The sequence below is a fragment of the Janthinobacterium sp. GW823-FHT03B06 genome (assembly GCF_058796955.1).
Genome location: NZ_JBXAJE010000002.1, coordinates 246,508 through 266,654, shown reverse-complemented (window position 1 = coordinate 266,654; position 20,147 = coordinate 246,508). Strand labels below are relative to the sequence as shown.

General features: G+C 64.6%; 9 protein-coding genes. All 9 read left to right on the top strand.

From position 1 onward, the window contains the following. The first annotated feature begins 9 nt into the window (after positions 1–9). The 9 genes from AC1RBA_RS07055 (at position 10) to AC1RBA_RS07015 (ending at position 20,128) form a co-directional block, all read left to right on the top strand. Positions 10–543 carry a GNAT family N-acetyltransferase gene (locus AC1RBA_RS07055; RefSeq protein WP_492417388.1) on the top strand — a complete coding sequence of 178 codons (534 nt, stop codon included), beginning with the start codon at positions 10–12 and terminating at the stop codon, positions 541–543. A 436-nt stretch (positions 544–979) separates the two neighbouring features. Further along, entirely contained in the window at positions 980–2,332 is a 1,353-nt protein-coding gene (locus AC1RBA_RS07050) for an efflux RND transporter periplasmic adaptor subunit (protein ID WP_492417386.1), read from the top strand. Beyond that, entirely contained in the window at positions 2,329–5,445 is a 3,117-nt protein-coding gene (locus AC1RBA_RS07045; protein WP_492417384.1) for an efflux RND transporter permease subunit, read from the top strand. Before AC1RBA_RS07050 ends, AC1RBA_RS07045 begins: the two co-directional genes overlap by 4 nt. Then, on the top strand, positions 5,442–8,693 hold the full coding sequence (locus tag AC1RBA_RS07040; RefSeq protein WP_070288724.1) for an efflux RND transporter permease subunit: 3,252 nt from the start codon (positions 5,442–5,444) through the stop codon (positions 8,691–8,693). The genes AC1RBA_RS07045 and AC1RBA_RS07040 overlap by 4 nt, the downstream gene beginning before the upstream one ends. Continuing rightward, complete coding sequence (locus tag AC1RBA_RS07035) at positions 8,690–10,111, top strand: efflux transporter outer membrane subunit (protein ID WP_070288723.1); 1,422 nt, start codon at positions 8,690–8,692, stop codon at positions 10,109–10,111. The genes AC1RBA_RS07040 and AC1RBA_RS07035 overlap by 4 nt, the downstream gene beginning before the upstream one ends. A 138-nt stretch (positions 10,112–10,249) precedes the next feature. Beyond that, positions 10,250–12,844 carry a chemotaxis protein CheB gene (locus tag AC1RBA_RS07030; protein ID WP_070288722.1) on the top strand — a complete coding sequence of 865 codons (2,595 nt, stop codon included), beginning with the start codon at positions 10,250–10,252 and terminating at the stop codon, positions 12,842–12,844. After that, a complete protein-coding gene (locus AC1RBA_RS07025; RefSeq protein ID WP_254679452.1) occupies positions 12,841–14,964 on the top strand; it encodes a PAS domain-containing sensor histidine kinase in 2,124 nt (707 codons plus the stop codon). Before AC1RBA_RS07030 ends, AC1RBA_RS07025 begins: the two co-directional genes overlap by 4 nt. An 87-nt stretch (positions 14,965–15,051) precedes the next feature. Continuing rightward, a complete protein-coding gene (locus AC1RBA_RS07020; RefSeq protein ID WP_492417380.1) occupies positions 15,052–17,205 on the top strand; it encodes a S46 family peptidase in 2,154 nt (717 codons plus the stop codon). A gap of 148 nt (positions 17,206–17,353) precedes the next feature. Continuing rightward, entirely contained in the window at positions 17,354–20,128 is a 2,775-nt protein-coding gene (locus tag AC1RBA_RS07015) for a type VI secretion system Vgr family protein (protein WP_492417378.1), read from the top strand. Positions 20,129–20,147: the final 19 nt, after the last annotated feature.

Here is a 20,147-nt window from a genome sequence, read left to right as displayed (position 1 = left end):
GCAAGCGACATGAGTGGACCCACGGGTATCACCATCCGCCCTTGCATCAAGGGCGATGAACAGGCGCTGGCGCTGGTGGGTCAGGCCACCTTTCTGGAAGCGTTCGCCGGCATCCTCGATGGCGCCGACGTCATCGCCCATTGCCAGCGCCAGCATGACGCGCAGTTGTACCGCGACTGGCTGGCGCTGCCGGCCATGCGTTTATGGCTGGCCGAGGCCATGCCCGGCGGCGCACCCGTCGGTTATCTGGTGCTCAGTCCCGCCAGCCTGCCGGTGGCGGACCCGCGTCCGGACGACCTGGAAATCAAGCGCATCTACCTGCTGCACCGCTTCCAGGGCCGGCGCGTGGGCCAGCGCCTGATGCAGGCGGCGCTGAGCCAAGCGCGCGCCGGCGGGGCAGGGCGCGTGCTGCTGGGCGTGTACGCGGAAAACCACGACGCGCTGGCGTTTTATGCGCGCTGCGGCTTTGCGCAGGTGGGACGGCGCACCTTCCGCGTCGGCCGCACCGACTACCAGGATGTCATCCTCGGCATGACCATGTAAATTCAGGTAAAGAATCGCCGCCGTCTGTGACCACTTGATCCCCGCGCGGCGCCGGGTCAAGGCGGCTGGCGGGAGATTTGTAGCGAGTTTGTATCTGCATGCGAGTCGCCCGCGTCTGGCGCACGCCGGGCGATGACGCCCCGCAAGCCTGATTTTTCCACTGTTACCCCACAGGGTCGGCCCGCCTGCCGGCCCGCCTGGTCCTCCCATGCCTGCCAGGCTGTGTGTAATTGTTTCAAGTAGAAATGAAACAGTTACATGACTATGCTAGAGTCGTTTCACGCTGGAGAGCGATGTTTTTTCAGCTGATTTTCAGCTCTTGACTCCCCGGCTGTGTACCGAAACAACCCCGAAAAACGGTCGTCCGTCCTGAGTGTGTTCCACCTCGGCCGGCGCCACAGAATCGCCGTGCCAGCGGCCACTACAAGGATAAGCGATGGATTCGCAGACAACACCCCATACCCCACGGCGCAGCCGCCGTTCGAAAATCGTCGGCACGGTCATCGCGCTGGCCGTGATGGCGGCGCTGGGGGGCGGTGCCTGGTATCTGACCCATTCCGGCGCCAGCGCCCAGGGCGGTCCCGGTGGCCCGGGCGGACCCGGCGGGCCTGGCGGACGCCGCGGCGCTCCCTCGACCACCGTCGGCGTGGCCACGGCCGTCAAGTCCGACCTGCCCGTGGTGCTCGATGCGCTGGGCACGGTGACGGCCGCATCCACTGTGACGGTGCGCCCGCAAGTGTCGGGCATATTGAAGGAATTGAAATTCAAGGAAGGCGGCATGGTCAAGGCGGGCCAGGTGGTGGCGCAGATCGATCCGGCCCAGTTCGAGATGGCGCTGATGCAGGCCACGGGCCAGCGCCAGCGCGATGAAGCGCAGCTGGAAAACGCGCGCCTGACCCTGAAACGCTATCAAACCCTGCTGGGCCAGGATTCCATCGCGCGCCAGGACGTCGATACGCAGGCAGCCCTGGTCAAGCAGCTGGAAGGCACCGTCATGACGGACCGCGCGTCCGAAGGCACGGCCAGGCTGAACCTCGGCTACACCAAGGTGGTATCGCCGATCAGCGGCCGCGCGGGCCTGAAGGTGGTCGATATCGGCAACCTGGTGAGCACCAGCGACACGGGCGGCGTGGTGGTCGTGACGCAGCTCTCGCCCATCGACGTGGAATTTTCCGTGCCGCAGGATAAGGTGCAGACCATCCAGGAGCGCCTGAATGGCGGCTCGGCCCTGGCGGCGCTGGCGCTGGACCGCACGCGCACGCATACCCTGGACAAAGGCAGCCTGACGGCGCTCGACAACCAGGTCGACGTGCAGACGGGCACCGTGCGCGCCAAGGCCCGTTACACGAACGACAAGATGGCCCTGTTCCCCAGCCAGTTCGTCAACGTGCGGCTGGAACTGGGCAACATCACGGGCGCCGTGCTGGTACCCGTGACGGCCCTGCGTCACAGTAACAACGGCGATTTCGTGTATGTGCTCAAGGCCGACAAGGCCGTCACCGTGCGCATGGTCACGCGGGGCCAGGCCACCACCGACATGGTGGAAATCCGCGCCGGCCTGGAAGCGGGAGAGCAAGTCATCACGGAAGGCGCCGACCGCCTGAAGGAAGGCGCGAAGGTCATGCTGGCGGGCGACAAGCCGGCCATGGGCGGCGCAGGTGCTGCCGGCGCGAACGGCGAACGCCGCCACCGCCGCCAGCATGCTGAGGGCGCGGCCAGCGCTTCGGCCACCGCCTCCGCATCGGCCAGTGCACCGGCGACCGCTCCGGCGAAGGGCGCAGCGCAATGAGTCCATCGACGCCGTTCATCCAGCGCCCCGTCGCCACGGCGCTGCTGATGCTGGCCATCGTGCTGGCGGGGCTGGTCGGCTTCAAGTTCCTGCCGCTGGCCGCCTTGCCGCAGGTGGACTTCCCCACCATCCAGGTGCAGACCCTGTACCCGGGCGCCAGTCCCGAAGTCATGGGACAGACGGTGACGGCGCCGCTGGAGCGCCAGTTCGGGCAGATGTCGGGTCTACAGCGCATGAGTTCCACCAGCGCGGCCGGCGTTTCCCTCATCACCCTGCAATTTACCCTGGGCCAGACCCTGGACGTGGCCGAGCAGGAAGTGCAGGCGGCCATCAACGCGGGCGGCTCGCTGCTGCCGACCGACTTGCCGGCGCCGCCCGTGTACGCGAAGATCAACCCGGCCGACGCGCCCGTGCTGACCCTGGCGATTACGTCGGACACGATGCCGCTGACGCAGGTGCAGAACATCGTCAACACGCGTTTGGCGCTGAAGATCAGCCAGGTCAACGGCGTGGGCCTCGTCTCGCTGTCGGGCGGCCAGCGTCCCGCCGTGCGCATCCAGGGCGACACCAAATTGCTGGCCTCGTACGGCCTGGGCCTCGACAGCCTGCGCACGGCCATCGCGGCGGCCAACGTCAACAGCGCCAAGGGCAGTTTCGACGGACCCACGCGCTCGTTTACCATCAACGCCAACGATCAATTGGTGACGGCGGAAGACTACAAGCGCCTGATCATCACGTATAAAAACGGCGCGCCCGTGCGCCTGGCTGACGTGGCGAACGTCGTCGACAGCGCGGAAAACACGCGCCTCGGTGCCTGGTCGGGCAAGCAGCCGGCCATCATTCTGAACGTGCAGCGCCAGCCCGGCGCCAACGTCATCAAGACGGTGGACGCCATCAAGGCCCTGCTGCCCGACCTGCAGGCCAGCCTGCCGGCGGCCATGAAGCTCGACGTGCTGAGCGACCGCACGACGGGCATCCGCGCCTCCGTCGAGCACGTGGAAATGGAACTGCTGTTGTCCGTGCTGCTGGTGGTGCTGGTGATCTTCGCCTTTTTACACAGCCTGCGCGCCACGGTGATCGCCAGCCTGTCCGTGCCGATTTCGCTGATCGGCGCCTGCGGCGTCATGTATTTGCTCGGCTACAGCCTGAACAACCTCTCCTTGATGGCGCTGACCATCGCCACGGGTTTTGTCGTCGATGACGCCATCGTCATGATCGAAAACATCGCCCGCTACATCGAGGAGGGCGAAACGCCGATGGCCGCCGCATTGAAGGGCGCATCGCAGATCGGCTTTACCATCATCTCGCTCACCGTCTCGCTGATCGCCGTGCTGATTCCCCTGCTGTTCATGGGCGACGTGGTGGGCCGGCTGTTCCGCGAATTTGCCATGACCCTGGCCATCACCATCTTGATTTCCGCCGTGGTGTCGCTCACCCTGGTGCCGATGATGTCGGCGCGCTGGCTGAAAAGCCACGCCGACGAAAAAATCAGCGCCACGGGCCAGCGCATCCAGGCTTTCCTCGACAAGGTCATCCATCAGTACGACCTTGCGCTCGTGTGGGTACTGAAGCGCCAGGGACTGACCCTGCTCGTGGCCCTGGCCACCTTGCTGCTGACCGTCGTCCTGTATATCACCATCCCGAAAGGCCTGTTCCCCACGCAGGACACGGGCCAGCTGCAGGCGCGCATCGAAACCTCGCAAGCCGTCTCGTACGCGCGCATGGCCGCCTTGCAGCAGGCGGCCGCCAGCGCGCTGCTGGAAGACCCCGCTGTCGATACCTTGAGTTCCCTCGTCGGCGTCGATGCGGCCAACAACACCATGCTGCACACGGGCAGCATGCTGATCAACCTGAAGCGTCCGCGCAGCGGCAGCCAGGACGAGATCATGGAACGCCTGCGCAACCGCGTCGCCAAGGTGGCCGGCGTGACCCTGTATCTGCAGCCGACGCAGGATTTGACCATCGACGCGGAATCGGGCCCGACGCAATACCGCGTTTCGCTCGAAGGGGCCGACACGGCCACCGTCACGGAGTGGGCGGGCAAGCTGGCGGCCCGCATGCGCGAGCAATCGCAGTTGCGCAACGTCGTCACGGATGCGGGCGCCACGGGCGCCGCCGTGACGGTCGCCATCGACCGCGACAGCGCCGCGCGCATGTCGGTGACCACGGCCACCGTCGACGACGCCTTGTATAACGCCTTCGGCCAGCGCATCATTTCGACGATTTTCACGGAAACCAACCAGTACCGCGTGATCCTCGAAGCGCAGCCGGGCATCGTCACCACGCCGTCCGACCTGTCGGACCTGCAGGTGCGCACGGGCTCCGGCAAGTCGACGCCGCTGTCCGCCTTTGCCAGCGTCAGCGAAAAACAGGCGCCGCTGCAGATCACGCATGTGGCGCAGTATCCGGCCACGACCCTGGGCTTCGACACGACGCAAGGCGTGGCGCTGGGCAGCGCCGTCGACGCCATCCGCCAGGCGGCGAAAGACATCGCCTTGCCGCCGTCGGTGACACTGACCTTCCTCGGCGCGGCCGGCGCGTATGAAAACTCGCTGTCGAACCAGCTGTGGCTCATTCTGGCCGCCGTCGTCTGCGTCTACATCGTGCTCGGGGTGCTGTACGAAAGCTACATCCATCCGCTGACGATTTTGTCGACCCTGCCGTCGGCCGGCGTGGGCGCCTTGCTGGCCCTGATGATTTCCGGGCAGGACCTGGGCGTGATCGGCATCATCGGCATCATCCTGTTGATCGGCATCGTGAAAAAGAACGCCATCATGATGATCGACTTCGCCATCGAGGCCGAGCGCGACGAGGGAAAAAGCCCGCAGGAAGCCATCCACCAGGCAGCGCTGCTGCGTTTCCGCCCGATTTTGATGACGACCCTGGCGGCCCTGTTCGCGGCCGTGCCGCTGATGCTGGGCTGGGGCGAGGGCGCCGAGTTGCGCCGTCCGCTGGGCCTGGCCATCTTCGGCGGCCTGATCGTCAGCCAGGTGCTGACCTTGTTCACCACTCCCGTCATCTACCTGGGCTTCGACCGCCTGGGCCAGCGCTTCGCGCGCAAAGGGAAGAACGCTGTCAGTCTCGATAAGCCGGGTGCGGGGAGCGCCGCGTGAACCTGTCCGAACCGTTCGTCAAGCGTCCCATCGCCACCGTGCTGCTGACCATCGGCATCGCGCTGGCGGGCATCGGCGCCTTCTTCGTGCTGCCCGTCTCGCCGCTGCCGCAGGTCGATTATCCGACCATTTCCGTCAGCGCCAGCCTGCCCGGCGCCAGCCCCGCGACCATGGCCACGTCGGTGGCCACGCCGCTGGAGCGGCGCCTGGGCGTGATCTCGGGCGTGAACGAAATGACGTCGTCGTCGGGCACGGGCTCGGCACGCATCAATTTGCAATTCGACCTGAACCGCAAGATCGATTCGGCCGCGCGCGAAGTGCAGGCCGCGATTGCCGCCGCGCGCGTGGATTTGCCGGCCACCCTGCGCAGCAATCCCACTTACCGCAAGGCCAATCCGTCCGACGCGCCCGTGATCATCCTGGCGCTGACGTCGAAAACGCGCACGCCGGGCCAGATCTACGATGCCGTGTCGAACCTGGTGCAGCAAAAGGTGGCGCAAGTCAAAGGCGTGGGCGACGTGGAACTGGGCGGCGGTTCGCTGCCCGCCGTGCGCGTGGAACTGCTGCCGTACCAGCTCAATCACTACAGCTTGTCGATGGAGGACGTGCGGGCGGCCATCCAGGCCAGCAACGCCAACCGGCCCAAGGGAGCCATTTCCGGCGACGAGCGCAGCCTGCAGATCTATTCGGGCGCGGCGACGGCGTCGGGCGGGCGCTCAGCAAACGACTACCGCAGCCTGGTCGTGGCCTGGCGCGACGGCGCCGCCATCCGCCTCGACGACGTGGCCGACGTGGTCGACGGCGTGGAGAACAACAATACCCTGGGCCTGTTCAATGGCGACCCGGCCGTCATCGTGCTGATCACGCGCCAGCCCGGTGCCAATGTCATCGCCACGGTGGACGGCGTGCGCGCGCTGCTGCCGCAACTGCAGGCGCAGCTGCCGGGCGACATCAAGCTGCAGGTGGCGTCCGACAGCACCAATTCCATCCGCTCGTCGCTGCACGAAATCGAATTCACCCTGATCCTGTCCATCGTGCTCGTCGTGCTGGTGGTTAGCGCCTTTTTGCGCAGCGTGCGCGCCACCATCATCCCGGCCGTGGCCACCATCGTCTCCCTGCTGGGCACCTTCGGCGTGATGTACATGCTGGGATTTTCGCTCAACAACCTGTCGCTGATGGCGCTCACGGTGGCCACGGGCTTCGTCGTCGATGATGCCATCGTGGTGCTGGAAAACACGCAGCGCCACATCGAGGCGGGCATGGACCGCTTCAAGGCGGCCCTGCTGGGCGCGCGCGAAGTGGGTTTTACGGTGCTGTCGATCAGTCTGTCGCTGGTGGCCGTCTTCATCCCGCTGCTGTTCATGGGCGGGCAGGTGGGGCGCTTGTTCCGCGAATTCGCCGTCACCCTGTCGGCCGCCGTGATGATTTCGCTCGTCATCTCCCTCACGACCACGCCGATGATGTGCGCCTGGCTGCTGAAAAGCGGCCAGCAGCACCAGCCGCCGGGCCGGGTCGCGCGCTGGTTCGAGCGCGGCTTCGAGCGCATGCTGAAAGTCTACGAGCATTGCCTGGACTGGGCGCTGTCGAGCGCCGCGCTGGTGATGACCATCCTCGTCTTCGTCGTCGGCCTGAATGTGTACCTGTTCGCGGCCGCGCCCAAGGGCTTCTTCCCGCAGCAGGACACGGGCCAGATCAACGGCGGCATGCGCGCCGACCAGAGCATCTCGTTCCAGGCCATGCAGAGTAAATTGCGCCAGCTGGTCAACATCATCAAGGACGACCCGGCCGTCGCCACCGTCGTGGGGTTTACGGGCGGCGGACGGGCAGGGGGCGGCTTCATGTTCATCGACTTGAAGCCGGCCTCGCAGCGCACGGACAAGGGGCAAGCCGTGATCGCGCGCCTGCGTCCGCAACTGGCCAAGGTGACGGGCATTTCGCTGTTCCTCAACCCCGTGCAGGATTTGCGCATGGGCGGGCGCTCGAGCAATTCCACCTACCAGTACACCCTGATCAGCGACAACCAGGCGGACCTGAAGAAGTGGGCGGCGAAACTGGCCGACCAGATGAAGCTGCAGCCGGCCCTGATCGACGTGGACACGGACCAGGCGGAAAACGGCGTGGAAACGTTTGTCAGCATCGACAAGGACCGCGCCACGCAACTGGGCGTGCAAGTCAAGGATATCGACAATGCGCTGTACAACAGCTTCGGCCAGCGCCAGGTGGCGACCATCTACGATGAGCTGAACCAGTATCACGTGATCATGGAAGTGGCGCCCCGCTATGCGCAAAGCCCGGAAGCGCTGCGCTCCGTGTATGTGCCGGCGTCGAATGCGGCGGCCGTCGCGGCCACCAGCACGACGGCGACGGCCAGCACCACCGCTGCGGCGACGGGCGCGGCGACGTCCAACACGACGGCGGCGCGCGACCCGTCCAGCGGCTCGGCCCTGTCCACGACCCTGGCGCACATGGTGCCGCTGTCCTCGTTCAGCACCTTTGCGGAAAGCGCGACCGCGACCTCGATCAACCACCAGGGCGGCGAGCTGGCCACCACCGTGTCGTTCAACCTGGCCGACGGCTATCCGCTCAGCGACGGGCAGGCCGCCGTGGCCCAGGCGGAGTCGGAAATCGGCATGCCGGTGAACGTGCGCGGCAGCTTCCAGGGCTCGGCCAAGAGCGCGCAGGACAGCAACAAGGAGCAGCCGCTCTTGATCCTGGCGGCCATCGTGGTCATCTACATCGTGCTGGGCATCCTGTACGAAAGCCTGATCCATCCCGTCACCGTGCTGTCGACCTTGCCGTCGGCGGGGGTGGGCGCCGTGCTGGCCTTGCTGCTGTTCCGCATGGAGTTTTCCATCATCGCCCTGATCGGCGTGTTCCTGTTGATCGGTATCGTCAAGAAAAATGCTATATTGATCATCGACTTCGCGCTGGAGGCCGAGCGTTCGCGCGGCTTGAGTGCAGTGGAGGCGGTGCGCGAGGCATGTTTGCTGCGTTTCCGCCCCATTCTGATGACCACCCTGGCGGCGGCGCTTGGCGCCTTGCCGCTGGCGATCGGTTTCGGCGAGGGGTCGGAGCTACGCCAGCCCTTGGGGGTCGCCATCATCGGCGGCCTGATCGCCAGCCAGTTACTCACATTGCTGACCACCCCGGTGGTCTATATCCTGCTCGACAAGCTGCGCACGCGCAGCGCCGACGAGCAGCAATTGAGCCGCATTCCTGGGCCAGATAACCCGAGCACACAATCATGAAGCAAGTAAAACCTATTCCATCCGCCGTTCCCGCACGCCGCCTGCTGGCCGTGGCCGCAGCAGTTCTCCTTGCCGGCTGCGCCGTCAGCCCCGCGTATGAAACGCCGACGGCCGCCGCGCCGCAAACGTTCAAGGAGGCGGCCGGCTGGCAACCGGCCGCGCCGGCCGACACCCTGGAGCGCGGTCCCTGGTGGACCCTGTTCGGCGACGCGCAGCTGAACCAGCTGGCCGAAGGCATCGACATCTCGAACCAGAACGTGGCGGCCGCCATCGCTTCGTACGAGCAGGCGCGCGCGCTGGTGCGCGAACAGCGCGCCTCGCTGTTCCCCACCGTGAACCTGACGGGCAGCGGCGCCCGTTCCGGTGGCGGCGGCGAGCAGCAGACGAACAACAACTTCAAGGCCGCCATCGGCGCCTCGTGGGAACCGGACGTGTGGGGCAAGCTGCGCGCCGGCGTGACGGGCGCCGATGCCGGCGCGGCCGCCAGTGCGGCGGACCTGGCCGCCGCGCGTCTGTCGGCGCAGGGCGAGCTGGCCACCAATTACTTTTCGCTGCGCCAGAGCGATGCGCAGATCGCGCTGCTGAACGCCACCATCGATGGCTACAAGCGCGTGCTCGAGATCACCGGCAACCGTTTTAACTCGGGCATCGCCGCCAAGTCCGACCTGCTGCAGGCGCAGACGCAGCTGGCCAATGCGCAGATCGACCTGTCGAGCCAGACGCGCGCCCGCGCCCAGCTCGAACACGCGATCGCCATCCTGCTGGGCCGCGCACCGTCCGACTTCAGTCTGGCCGTGGCGCCGTGGACCCTGACCGTGCCCGAGGTGCCGCTGGGTGTGCCATCGACCCTGCTGCAGCGCCGTCCCGACATCGCCGCCGCCGAGCGCAGGGTGGCCGTGGCTAACGAGCAGATCGGCATCGCCCGCTCGGCCTACTATCCGAGCCTGAACCTGACGGGTTCCTACGGTTCCGGCGCCAGCAAGGTGGGCGACCTGTTCAACGCTTCAAGCAGCTTGTGGTCGCTGGGCGTGTCGGCAGCGCAAACGCTGTTCAACGCGGGCGCCACCACGGCCAGTGTCGATGCTGCCAAGGCGGGCCATGAGGCGGCCGTCGCGCGCTACCGCCAGACGGTATTGAGTGCCTTTGGCGCCGTGGAAGACCAGTTGTCGGCCACGCGCGCGCTGGCCGAGCAATTGGCCTTGCGCCAGCAGGCGTCGTCGGCCGCCGACCAGGTCGAACAGCAGATGTTGAACCGCTATAACGCGGGCCAGGTAGGCTACACGGATGTGGTGACGGCGCAGGTGACGGCCCTGTCGGCGCGCCGCTCGCTGGTGCAGGCGCAGGCGGACCGCCAGACGACGGCCGTGGCCCTGATCCAGTCGCTGGGCGGCGGCTGGCATGCGCCGCAGGCGCAGTAAGGGGGCGATCAGGGGCAGGCCGGTGCAGGCGAAAACCCCTGCGCCAAATTCGCGTTTTCCTGCCCATCTTGAGTGCTAGAATGCAAGATTATCAATTCCCAGCCTGACGGCCCCGCCGTGGCTGCTTTCTTGCAGACGATGACACGCAGCAAACACAGTAATATGTCCGTTCCCGACGTGGCCACCATCGTTTTTCCCGTGGTGGCCATCGGCGCTTCCGCCGGCGGGCTCGATCCCATCGTCGCTTTCCTGGCGAACGTGCCGCAGGAAAGCGGCATTGCCTATGTGGTGATCCAGCACCTCGATCCCACGCAAAAGGCCATGCTGCCGGAATTGTTGCAGCGCGCCACCAGCATTCCCGTCACGGAAATCACGCACCAGGCGGAGTTGCGGCCCAATCATATCTATGTGATCCCGTCGAATGCCGACCTGGGCCTGGCCAAGGGCCGATTCGTGCTCAGCGAGCCGGTGCAGCTGCGCGGACACCGCCTGCCCATCAATACCTTTTTCGAAAGCCTGGCCAGCGAGCTGAGCGAACTGGCCGTCGGCGTGATTTTTTCCGGCATGGGCAGCGACGGCACGCGCGGCCTGCAGGCGATCAAGCAGGCGGGCGGCCTGACCCTGGCCCAGCATCCCGATACGGCCAAGTTCGACATGATGCCGCAAAGCGCGATTGTCGCCGAAGTGGTGGACCTCGTCGATTTCCCCGACAAGATGCCTGACAAGATCATCACCTATCTGTTCCGCAGCAGTTTCCTCAGCTTGCCGGGGCATGAGCCGAACGGCCGCAATTCGCTGCAGGAAATCGTCGCCCTGCTGTCCGAGCACACGGGCAACAGTTTTACCGACTACAAGATCAACACGGTGCTGCGGCGTATCGAGCGGCGCATGAGCTTGTATCAAATGACGTCGATGGAAGAGTACGTTCCCTACCTGCGCGAGAATCCCGCGGAAATCGACTTGCTGTTCAAGGAATTGTTGATCGGCGTGACGAGCTTTTTCCGCGATCCGAAAGTGTGGGAATACCTGAAGATGGTGGTCGTGCCGCAAATGCTGGCGGCCCACCCGGACGGGCGCGCCTTCAAGGCCTGGGTGCCCGCCTGTTCCACGGGCGAGGAAGCGTATTCGCTGGCCATGGTGTTCCATGAAGTGGTGGCCGGCATCAACCCGCCGTCGAAATACAGCCTGCAGATCTTCGCCACCGACCTGTCGGCCGATGCCATCGACCGCGCGCGCCAGGGGCGCTTTCCGCACAGCATCATCAGCGACGTATCTGCCGAGCGGCTGGAGCGTTTCTTTGTCAATGACAAGCACGGCTACCATGTGAAGAAAGAGATCCGCAACACGATCATCTTCGCCCAGCAAAACATCATTTCGGACCCGCCGTTCACCAAGCTCGACATCCTGTGCTGCCGCAACCTGTTGATCTATCTGAATGCCAAGCTGCAGCAGCGCCTCATTCCCCTGTTTCATTACGCCTTGAACCGCGATGGGATTTTACTGCTGGGCAGCGCCGATACGCCCGGTCATTTTTCCGAGCTGTTTTCGCCGCTGACCACGTCGACCCGGCTGTACCGCCGCCTCGACAATCTGGCGCGCCAGCGCCTGCCCACGTATTTTCCCACCAAGGTATCGTTGGCATCCCCCCCCACACCTAGCGACACGAGAGAAGTCAGCATGACTGGAAAGATTCAAGCCCATGTCGAGCAATTATTGCTCCAGAAATATTCGCCGGCCGCCGCGCTGCTGAACCAGGATGGCGACATTCTTTACATCAACGGCCGCACGGGCGCCTTCCTGGAACCGGCGGCCGGCAAGGCCAACTGGAATATCCATGCCATGGCGCGCGAAGGCTTGCGTTACGAGCTGGCCAGCCTGATCAAGCAGGCGCTGCAAAGCGAAAGCGTGGTACGCCTGAAGGGCCTGGTCGTCAAGGACCACCTGGGGCAATCGCTGGGCGTGGATCTGAGCGCCGAAGCCCTGAGCCAGCCCGAATCCCTGCGCGGCATGGTGTTTGTCACGTTTTCCAGTGCGCCTCTGGTGGCCGAGGCGCGGCGCGGCCGTTCGCCTAACCCCAAGGTGCTGGAGCTGGAACAGCAGCTGGCGCAGGCGCGCAATGAAATCCAGGCCGTGCGCGATGAAATGCAGACCTCGCGCGAGGAATTGAAATCGGCCAACGAAGAATTGCAGTCGACCAATGAAGAGCTGCAGTCGACGAACGAGGAGCTGACCACCTCGAAGGAAGAGATGCAGTCGCTCAACGAGGAGTTGTACACGGTCAATGCCGAGCTGCAATCGAAGGTCGATGATTTGTCGCTCGTCAATAGCGACATGAAAAACTTGCTCAACAGCACCGATATCGCCACCATCTTCCTCGACAGCGATTTGCGCATCCGCCGCTTCACGGCGCCGGCCACGCAAATCTACAAATTGATCCAGACGGACTTGCGCCGCCCGCTCAGCGACATCGTCAACGACCTCGATTATCCGGGCCTGGAAGACGATGCGCTCGAAGTGATCCGCAGCCTGGTGTTTTGCGAACGGCAAGTGCCGACCAAGAACGGGCGCTGGTACAACGTGCGCATCATGCCGTACCGCACGATCGAAAACGTGATCGATGGCGTGGTCGTGACCTTCATCAACATCACGGAATCGAAGCTGCTGGAAGCCCAGCTGCGCCAGATCCAGTCCGGCGTCGCGGCAGACGGGAAAGCAGGGGAGAGCGCCTCATGAGCGAACCATTCGACGAGGAGAGCGTGCCGGCCCGATTGCGGGAGCAGGCCGAACAACTGGCGGCGGAGCAGCGCCAGCCCGTGCCGCAGTCGAATGAAGAGGTGATACGCCAGCTGCATGAGTTGCAGGTCAGCCAGATCGAGCTGGAAATGCAGAACGCGGCCCTGGCCGAGCTCGAGCAGCTGAAGAATGAATATGAAAGCAGCCGCGACCGTTATGCGCAGCTGTATGAACAGGCGCCCGTCAGCTACTTCTCGCTGGCGCGCGAGGGCGTGATCACGCGTGTCAACGTGGCCGCCTGCGGCTTGCTGCAGCGCGACAAGAACCAGCTGCTGGGGCGGCGCTTCGAGCAATTCGTCGCGCCCCAGGCGCAGGGCGGCTTCCGCCGCTTCCTCGACACCGTCTTTACCTGCGGCGCGCGCCAGGTGCTCGAGGCGCAACTGTTCGAAGGCGAGGCGGGCGGCATGGGCGGCATGGTGCGCATCGAAGCCAATTTCGACGCGGACAGCGCCACGGCGCGCATGCTGGTGACGGACCTGGGCGATGAGCACGCGCGCGAATCGGCCTTGCGGCGCGCCTTCGTCATCCTCGACAGTATCCGCGAAGGCGTGCTGGTGACGGACAGCGCCAACCGCATCATTTCCGTCAACCCCGCCTTCACCACCATCACCGGCTACCAGGCCGAGGAAGCCATCGGACGCGATCCGTCCTTCCTCGGCGGCGGCACGCATTTGCCGCATTTCTATGAAACCATGTGGCGCAGCCTGCACGAGGAAGGCAGCTGGTATGGCGAACTGGTGAACCGGCGCAAGAATGGCGAGCGCTTCGTCGAATCGCTGTCGATCACGCCCATGCGCACGGCCGATGGCGCCATCAGCCATTTTGTCGGCGTGTTTTCCGATATCACCGAACGCAAGCTGGCCGAGGCGGACTTGCGCGAACTGCACCGCGAACTGGACCAGCGGGTCATCGACCGCACGGCCGAACTGCTGCGGGCCAACCAGCACCTGCAGCTGGAAGTGCACCAGCGCGAGCGGGCGCAGGAAGCCTTGCGCGATGCCGAGCGCTTCTTTCACGCCACCATCGATTCGCTGACGGACCGCGTGCTGGTGCTGGACCAGGCGGGCAGCGTCGTGCATGCGAACCAGGCTTGCCTGGCGTTCGTCGGGCAAAAGCAGCCGCCGCTGCAGTACCTGGAATTTTGCGAGACCGACCCGCGCTGGCAGCGCAGCGCCGGACGCGAGCTGGCCGCCGGCATCCGCTCCGTCATTGCCGGTACTGCCGACACGTTTGCGCTCGAATACGAGTTTGCCACGCGCTCGGGGCCCCGCTGGTCGCAGGCCAGGATCAGCCGTTTCCTCGGCGAAGGGCCGTTGCGCGTGGTGGTGGCGCACACGGACATTACGGAACGCAAGCTGATGGATGGCGCTTTGCGCCAGTCGCACGCGCAGCTGCGCCAGCTTGCCCTGCACCTGGAAACGGCCAAGGAAGACGAGCGCAAGCGCATTTCGCGCGATATTCACGATGAACTGGGGCAAAACCTGCTGGCGCTGCGCATCGATATCTCCATGCTCAGCGCCCGCACCGAGGGTTCCCATCCGCGCCTGCACGGCCGCGTCGGCGCCGTGCTCAGCAACGTCGACACGACCATCAAGAGCGTGCGCGGCATCATCAACGAACTGCGCCCGATGGCGCTGGACCTGGGCTTGCAGGCCGCTATCGAATGGCAGGTGGGCGACTTCCGCAAGCGCAGCGGCGTCGCCTGCCGCCTGCTGATACGCGACGAGGCGCTGTTTGCCGCCATCGGCAGCCAGGCTGAGATCGTGCTGTTCCGCATCGTGCAGGAAGCGCTCAGCAACGTCATGCGCCATGCCCAGGCCAGCCAGGTCGAGATCGAGCTCAGTTCGGATGCCTGCGCCGTGTACGTGACCATCAGCGACAACGGCATCGGCATCACGCCGCAGCAGCAGCGCAAGAAGCAGTGTTTTGGCCTGATCGGCATTGCCGAGCGGGTGACGGCGCTGGGCGGGCACTTCGAGGTGGGCTTGCCCGCATCGGGCGCCGGCTGCCGCCTGGCCCTGCAGATTCCCCTGCAGGGAGTGAGGCAGCCTGCCGCCTGATACAGAAATTGCAATGGGTTAATTTTTGCCGACTCAGGTCCCTTGGACAGGCTATACTTTCGCCTGCTATTTACGGAGGGGCATATCTTGTTCAAAACAATCGTTTTACCAGTCGCCTTGTTGGGCGCGTTCGCCGGCGCACACGCCGACGAAGGGCAGTGGCAACCACACCAGCTGCCACAGCTGAAAGCCGAGCTCAAACGGGTCGGCATCGACATTCCTGCAGAAAAACTCGCCGACCTGAGCAAGCACCCGATGAGCGCCATCGTGTCGCTGGGCGGCTGCTCGGCCGCTTTCGTCTCCGACGCGGGCCTGGTGGTGACGAACCACCATTGCGCCTACGGCGCCGTGCAGCGCAATTCCACGCCGGAACACAATTACATCACCGACGGCTTTCTGGCCAAGACGCGCGCTAGCGAGCTGCCGGGCGGTCCGAACAGCCTCGTGTATGTGACGGACAAGGTGGAAAACGTCAGCGAGCGCGTGCTGAAAGGCTTGACGGCCAACATGAGCGGCCGCGCGCGCCACGAAGCTGTGGAAAAGCGCATCAAGGACCTGATCGCCGAATGCGAGACGGACAAGATGTACCGCTGCTCCGTGCCTGCCTTCCACCGCGGGCTCGAGTACTACCGCATCCGCCAGATGATGATACGCGACGTGCGCCTCGTGTATGCGCCATCGGACAAGATCGGCAACTTCGGCGGCGACACCGACAACTACGAATGGCCGCGCCACACGGGCGACTACTCGTTCCTGCGTGCCTACGTGGGCAAGGATGGCCGTCCGGCCGACCCGTCGCCCGACAACGTTCCCTACAAGTCCAAGGACTTCCTGGTGGTCTCGGCCGAAGGCTTGAAGGCCGGCGACGGCATCTTGCTGGCGGGCTACCCCGGCCGCACCAGCCGCTACAAGCTGCCGGCGGAAATCCGCTTCGCGCGCGATACGGCCTTCCCCCTGAAAGTGTCCGAACTGCAAGCCGACCTGGCCGTGATGGCCGCCGCCACGCAGGGCGATGCGGCGGCCGCCGTGCGCTATGCGAGCGTGGTGAAAAGCATCAACAACGTGCTGAAGAAAACCCAGGGCTTGCTCGATGGTTTCGCCCGCAAGGACATCGCCGCCATCAAGGATGGGCAGGATGCCGAGTTCCGCGCCTGGTACGCGAAACAGCCGAACGTGTCGGCCACCCTGCTGGCCGAACTGGACGCGGCGATCGCCAGCGACATGGCCTTGAGCGAAGAGGAGTTCGCCTGGACGGTGGCCACCAACAGCGACCTGCTGAAAAGCGCGCGCACCGTCTACCGTCTGTCGCAAGAGCGCCAGAAGCCGGACGCCGAGCGCGAATCGGGCTTCCAGCAGCGCGACCTGGCCTTCATCAAGGCCCGTCTGGCCCGTTTGGAACAGTCGTACGTCAACAAGGTCGACCAGGCGCGCTTTGAAGCGGGCCTGAATCGTTACGCGCAGCTGGCGGCGAAGAGCCATCCGCAAGGCCTGGACGCGCTGCTGCCGGCACCAGGCGCCGTGGCCGCCCTGTACCAGCAGACGCAACTGGCTGACACGGCCAAGCGCCTGGCCTGGCTGGACAAGGACCTGGCTGCCGTTGCCCAGTCCGACGATGCTTTCATGCAGCTGGCCGTCAAGCTGTATCCGGTGGAACTGGCGCTGGAAGAGCGCCGCAAGGAAATCGACGGCAACCTGGAGCGCGTGATTCCGCAATACATGCAAGCCGTGATTGCGTGGAAGAAATCGCAAGGCAAGCCGGTCTATCCTGACGCCAACTCGACCCTGCGCGTGACCTACGGCACGGTCTCGCCGTACTCGCCGCGCGACGGCATCACCAAGGGGCCGTTCACGACCGTGGAAGGCATCGTCGAGAAAGTCACGGGCAAGGCCCCGTTCGAAGCGCCGCAAGGCTTGATCGACGCCGTCAAGCAAAAACGCTACGGCCAGTTCCGCGACCCGGTGCTGGGTACCGTGCCGGTCAACTTCCTCACCAGCGCGGACACCACGGGCGGCAATTCCGGTTCGGCCGTGATGAACAAGCGCGGCGAACTGATCGGCCTGAACTTCGATTCGACGTATGAATCGATCACCAAGGACTGGTACTTCGACACGGCCATCACGCGCGCCATCCACCTCGACATCCGCTACATGCTGTGGGTGATGAAGGAAGTGGACCACGCGGATAACTTGCTGCAGGAAATGAGCATCAAGTATCCGAAAGCAGTCAAAGCCGCGAAGTAATCAGTTTTAGCAAGCGCTGGAACAAAGCCGCATCCGCCCCAGGGCCGATGCGGCTTTTTTGCGTATGGGCAACTGGTTTGAGTTCCATCAATATGCCGGCGTCCACCATGGTTAGCATGGACCAGGGAAACTATGGGATGGAGGCAACATGGATGATGGCGAGCTGGCAGCCGATCTGGCGCGGCTTTTCGGGGCGGACAGGCGAGTCCAGGACAGCCGCTTGCTGCGCATGGATTTTCCGCGCGAGGATGGTCCGCCCGATACCGCGCTGCTGGTCAACAGCTTGCGGGCACACGAGGAAATGTCGCGCGACTTCCGCTTCGACGTCGAACTGCTGTCCGACAATCTCCACGTCCCCCTGACGGTGATGATGGGACGCATGGTCACGATTTCGCTGGTGCGCGATGATGGCAGCTTGCGCTATTTTAATGGTTATGTCGGCGAATTTCGCCTGTTGCGCAGCGATGGCGGTTTCGCGTTCTACCAGATGGTGCTGCAACCCTGGCTGGCGTTGTCCAGGCTGCGCATGGACAACGTCTCGTTCCACGAACGCACGGTCATCGACATCAGCGAAACGACCTTCGAGCATTATGTGCAGCGCGACTGGCAAAACCGGCTGCATGAGGAAAAAGCAATTTTAAGCTGCGCCAACCAGCATAATGAAACCGATTACAACCATCTGCACCGGCGCTGGGAAGACCAGGGTATCCATTACTGGTATGAACATCGCGCCGACGGTCATACGCTGTGTCTGGGCGACAATACCTGGCTGAGCGACAGCATCGATCCAGGCGACGGCCATGCCAGCGAAGCCGACGAGATGGTGTATCGCAGCGGCGCGGGCTCGCTGGAGCGCGACGGCATACGCGATTGGCAGGCAATACGCAAGATCGCTTCAGGCTCGCTCACGCTGGCCAGCTTCAACTACAAGCATCCGTATGCCAGCCGCGCCAGCGGCTATGCGCTGCACCAGCAGGGCGACGTGTTTGCCCATGAACTGTATCAAAACACCGGCTATGGCTATGCCGGCATGGGCGACGGCGAAGCGCTGGCGCAACGCCGCCTGGAGGAGCAGAACTGCCAGGCGCAATACTTCGAAGCTGGCGGCAATCACCGCTGCGCCCAGGCCGGGCGCAGTTTCACGCTGGGCGGACACTTCAGCGCCCAGCAATCCATGCCGGCCAGAGGTGAGGAGGCGCGCCCGGACATCGGCGCGCGCGAATACCTGATCCTGTCCGTCGATCATATCGCCAGCAACAATTACCAGGCAGGCACGGGCGCGAAGTCGCATTATGAAAACCGGTTTAACTGCATCCGCAAGAGCATCCGCTGGTATCCGGGGCGGCACTTCAACAGCACGCCTTGTGCGTTGCCCGGCGTGCAGACGGCGATCGTCACCGGGCCGGCAGGCGAAACCATCCATACCGACGGGCTGGGCCGGGTGAAGGTGCAATTCCACTGGGACCGGCTGGGCAAGTTCGACGCGGGCAGTTCGCCATGGATCCGGGTCATGACGCCATGGGCGGGCCAGGCGTTCGGCCAGATCGCGTTGCCGCGCATCGGCCAGGAAGTGCTGATCCAATTTCTCGACGGCAATATCGACCGTCCCGTCATCGTCGGCGCAGTGTACAACGGCAACCATGCGCCGCCGTGGAATTTGCCGGGGCAAGGCATGCTGGGCGGCTGGCGCAGCGCCGAGCTGATGCCTGGCGGCGGCTGCGGCGTGCGCGGTAATCAGTTGGTGCTCGACGACACGCACCAGCGCATCCAGGCGCAACTGAAAAGCGATCATCAGCACAGCCAATTGTCGCTCGGCTGCATCAGCCGCATCGAAGACGCCAGCGGGCGCAAGGATGCGCGTGGCGAGGGCTGGGAACTGGCGTCAGACGCCTGGGGCGTGGCGCGCGCCGGCCGCGGCATGTTGCTGACCACCGAAGCGCGCCCTGGCGCCGCCTCGCATATCAAGAGCATGGATGAAACCTTGCGCCGGCTGGCCGAGGCTGCTGAACGGCACAAGGCGCTTGCCGCCCTGGCGCAGCATTACGGCGCGCAAGAAAGCGCCGCCCAGCAGGGCGCCGCCGCCGATGTGCTCAATGACCAGCATGCCGGGATCAAGGGCGGTGCCGGCAGTGGCGAAAGCGCATTTCCCGAACTATCCAAGCCGCATCTGGTGCTGGCCAGTCCGGCCGGTATCGAAACGACGAGCGCGCAATCGACGCACATCGCCAGTGCCGAGCACACGGCGCTGACGACCGGGCGCGATCTGTCGCTGGCGGCCGGCGGCGGCCTGTTCGCCAGCATCGGCGCGGCGTTCCGCCTGTTCGTCCACAAGGCGGGCATGAAACTGATCGCCGCGGCTGGCCCGGTGCAGATCGCGGCGCAAACCGATGCGGTCGATATCGTTGCTCACAAGGTGCTGGAATTGATCAGTCAGACCGACTGGGTGCATATTCGCGGCCGCAAAGGCGTGCGTCTGCATGGCGCCAATTGCATGCTTGAAATTAGCGACAAGGTACAGTTTTTTACCGCGTCGCCGACGCTGTTCCATGGAAACCTGGAAACCTTGGCGCCCAAGAACCGGCCGCAGCCGGAGCTGGAACCGCCCGTCGCGCCGGTAGCGGGGCAATTGCAGCATACGATACAGGCCCATGCGGATGGCGGCCAGTACGCCAATGTGCCGTACACGCTGTACAACGGGGAAGCCGAAGTCGAACGCGGCTTGACTGACGAATTCGGCCGCATCCTGATCGCGCACCAGGACGGCACGCCGCGCTACCGTGTCGTCCTTGGCAATGGCGAAGAGTTTTCATTGCAGGCGAGCACACGCTTCGACCCGGACGCGGCGCCGGACGGCGAACACACGCTGTCGAACCGCGGCTTGCGCGCGTTCGACGACACCAGCGACAGCCGCTGGGTTCAATGATGCACGACACTGACTGGAG

What these genes read in the sequence shown, in the direction of transcription:
- AC1RBA_RS07055 (WP_492417388.1), top strand. Translation starts at nt 10, where the DNA reads ATGAGTGGACCCACGGGTATCACCATCCGCCCTTGCATCAAGGGCGAT.
- AC1RBA_RS07050 (WP_492417386.1), top strand. Translation starts at nt 980, where the DNA reads ATGGATTCGCAGACAACACCCCATACCCCACGGCGCAGCCGCCGTTCG.
- AC1RBA_RS07045 (WP_492417384.1), top strand. Translation starts at nt 2,329, where the DNA reads ATGAGTCCATCGACGCCGTTCATCCAGCGCCCCGTCGCCACGGCGCTG.
- AC1RBA_RS07035 (WP_070288723.1), top strand. Translation starts at nt 8,690, where the DNA reads ATGAAGCAAGTAAAACCTATTCCATCCGCCGTTCCCGCACGCCGCCTG.
- AC1RBA_RS07030 (WP_070288722.1), top strand. Translation starts at nt 10,250, where the DNA reads ATGACACGCAGCAAACACAGTAATATGTCCGTTCCCGACGTGGCCACC.
- AC1RBA_RS07025 (WP_254679452.1), top strand. Translation starts at nt 12,841, where the DNA reads ATGAGCGAACCATTCGACGAGGAGAGCGTGCCGGCCCGATTGCGGGAG.
- AC1RBA_RS07015 (WP_492417378.1), top strand. Translation starts at nt 17,354, where the DNA reads ATGGATGATGGCGAGCTGGCAGCCGATCTGGCGCGGCTTTTCGGGGCG.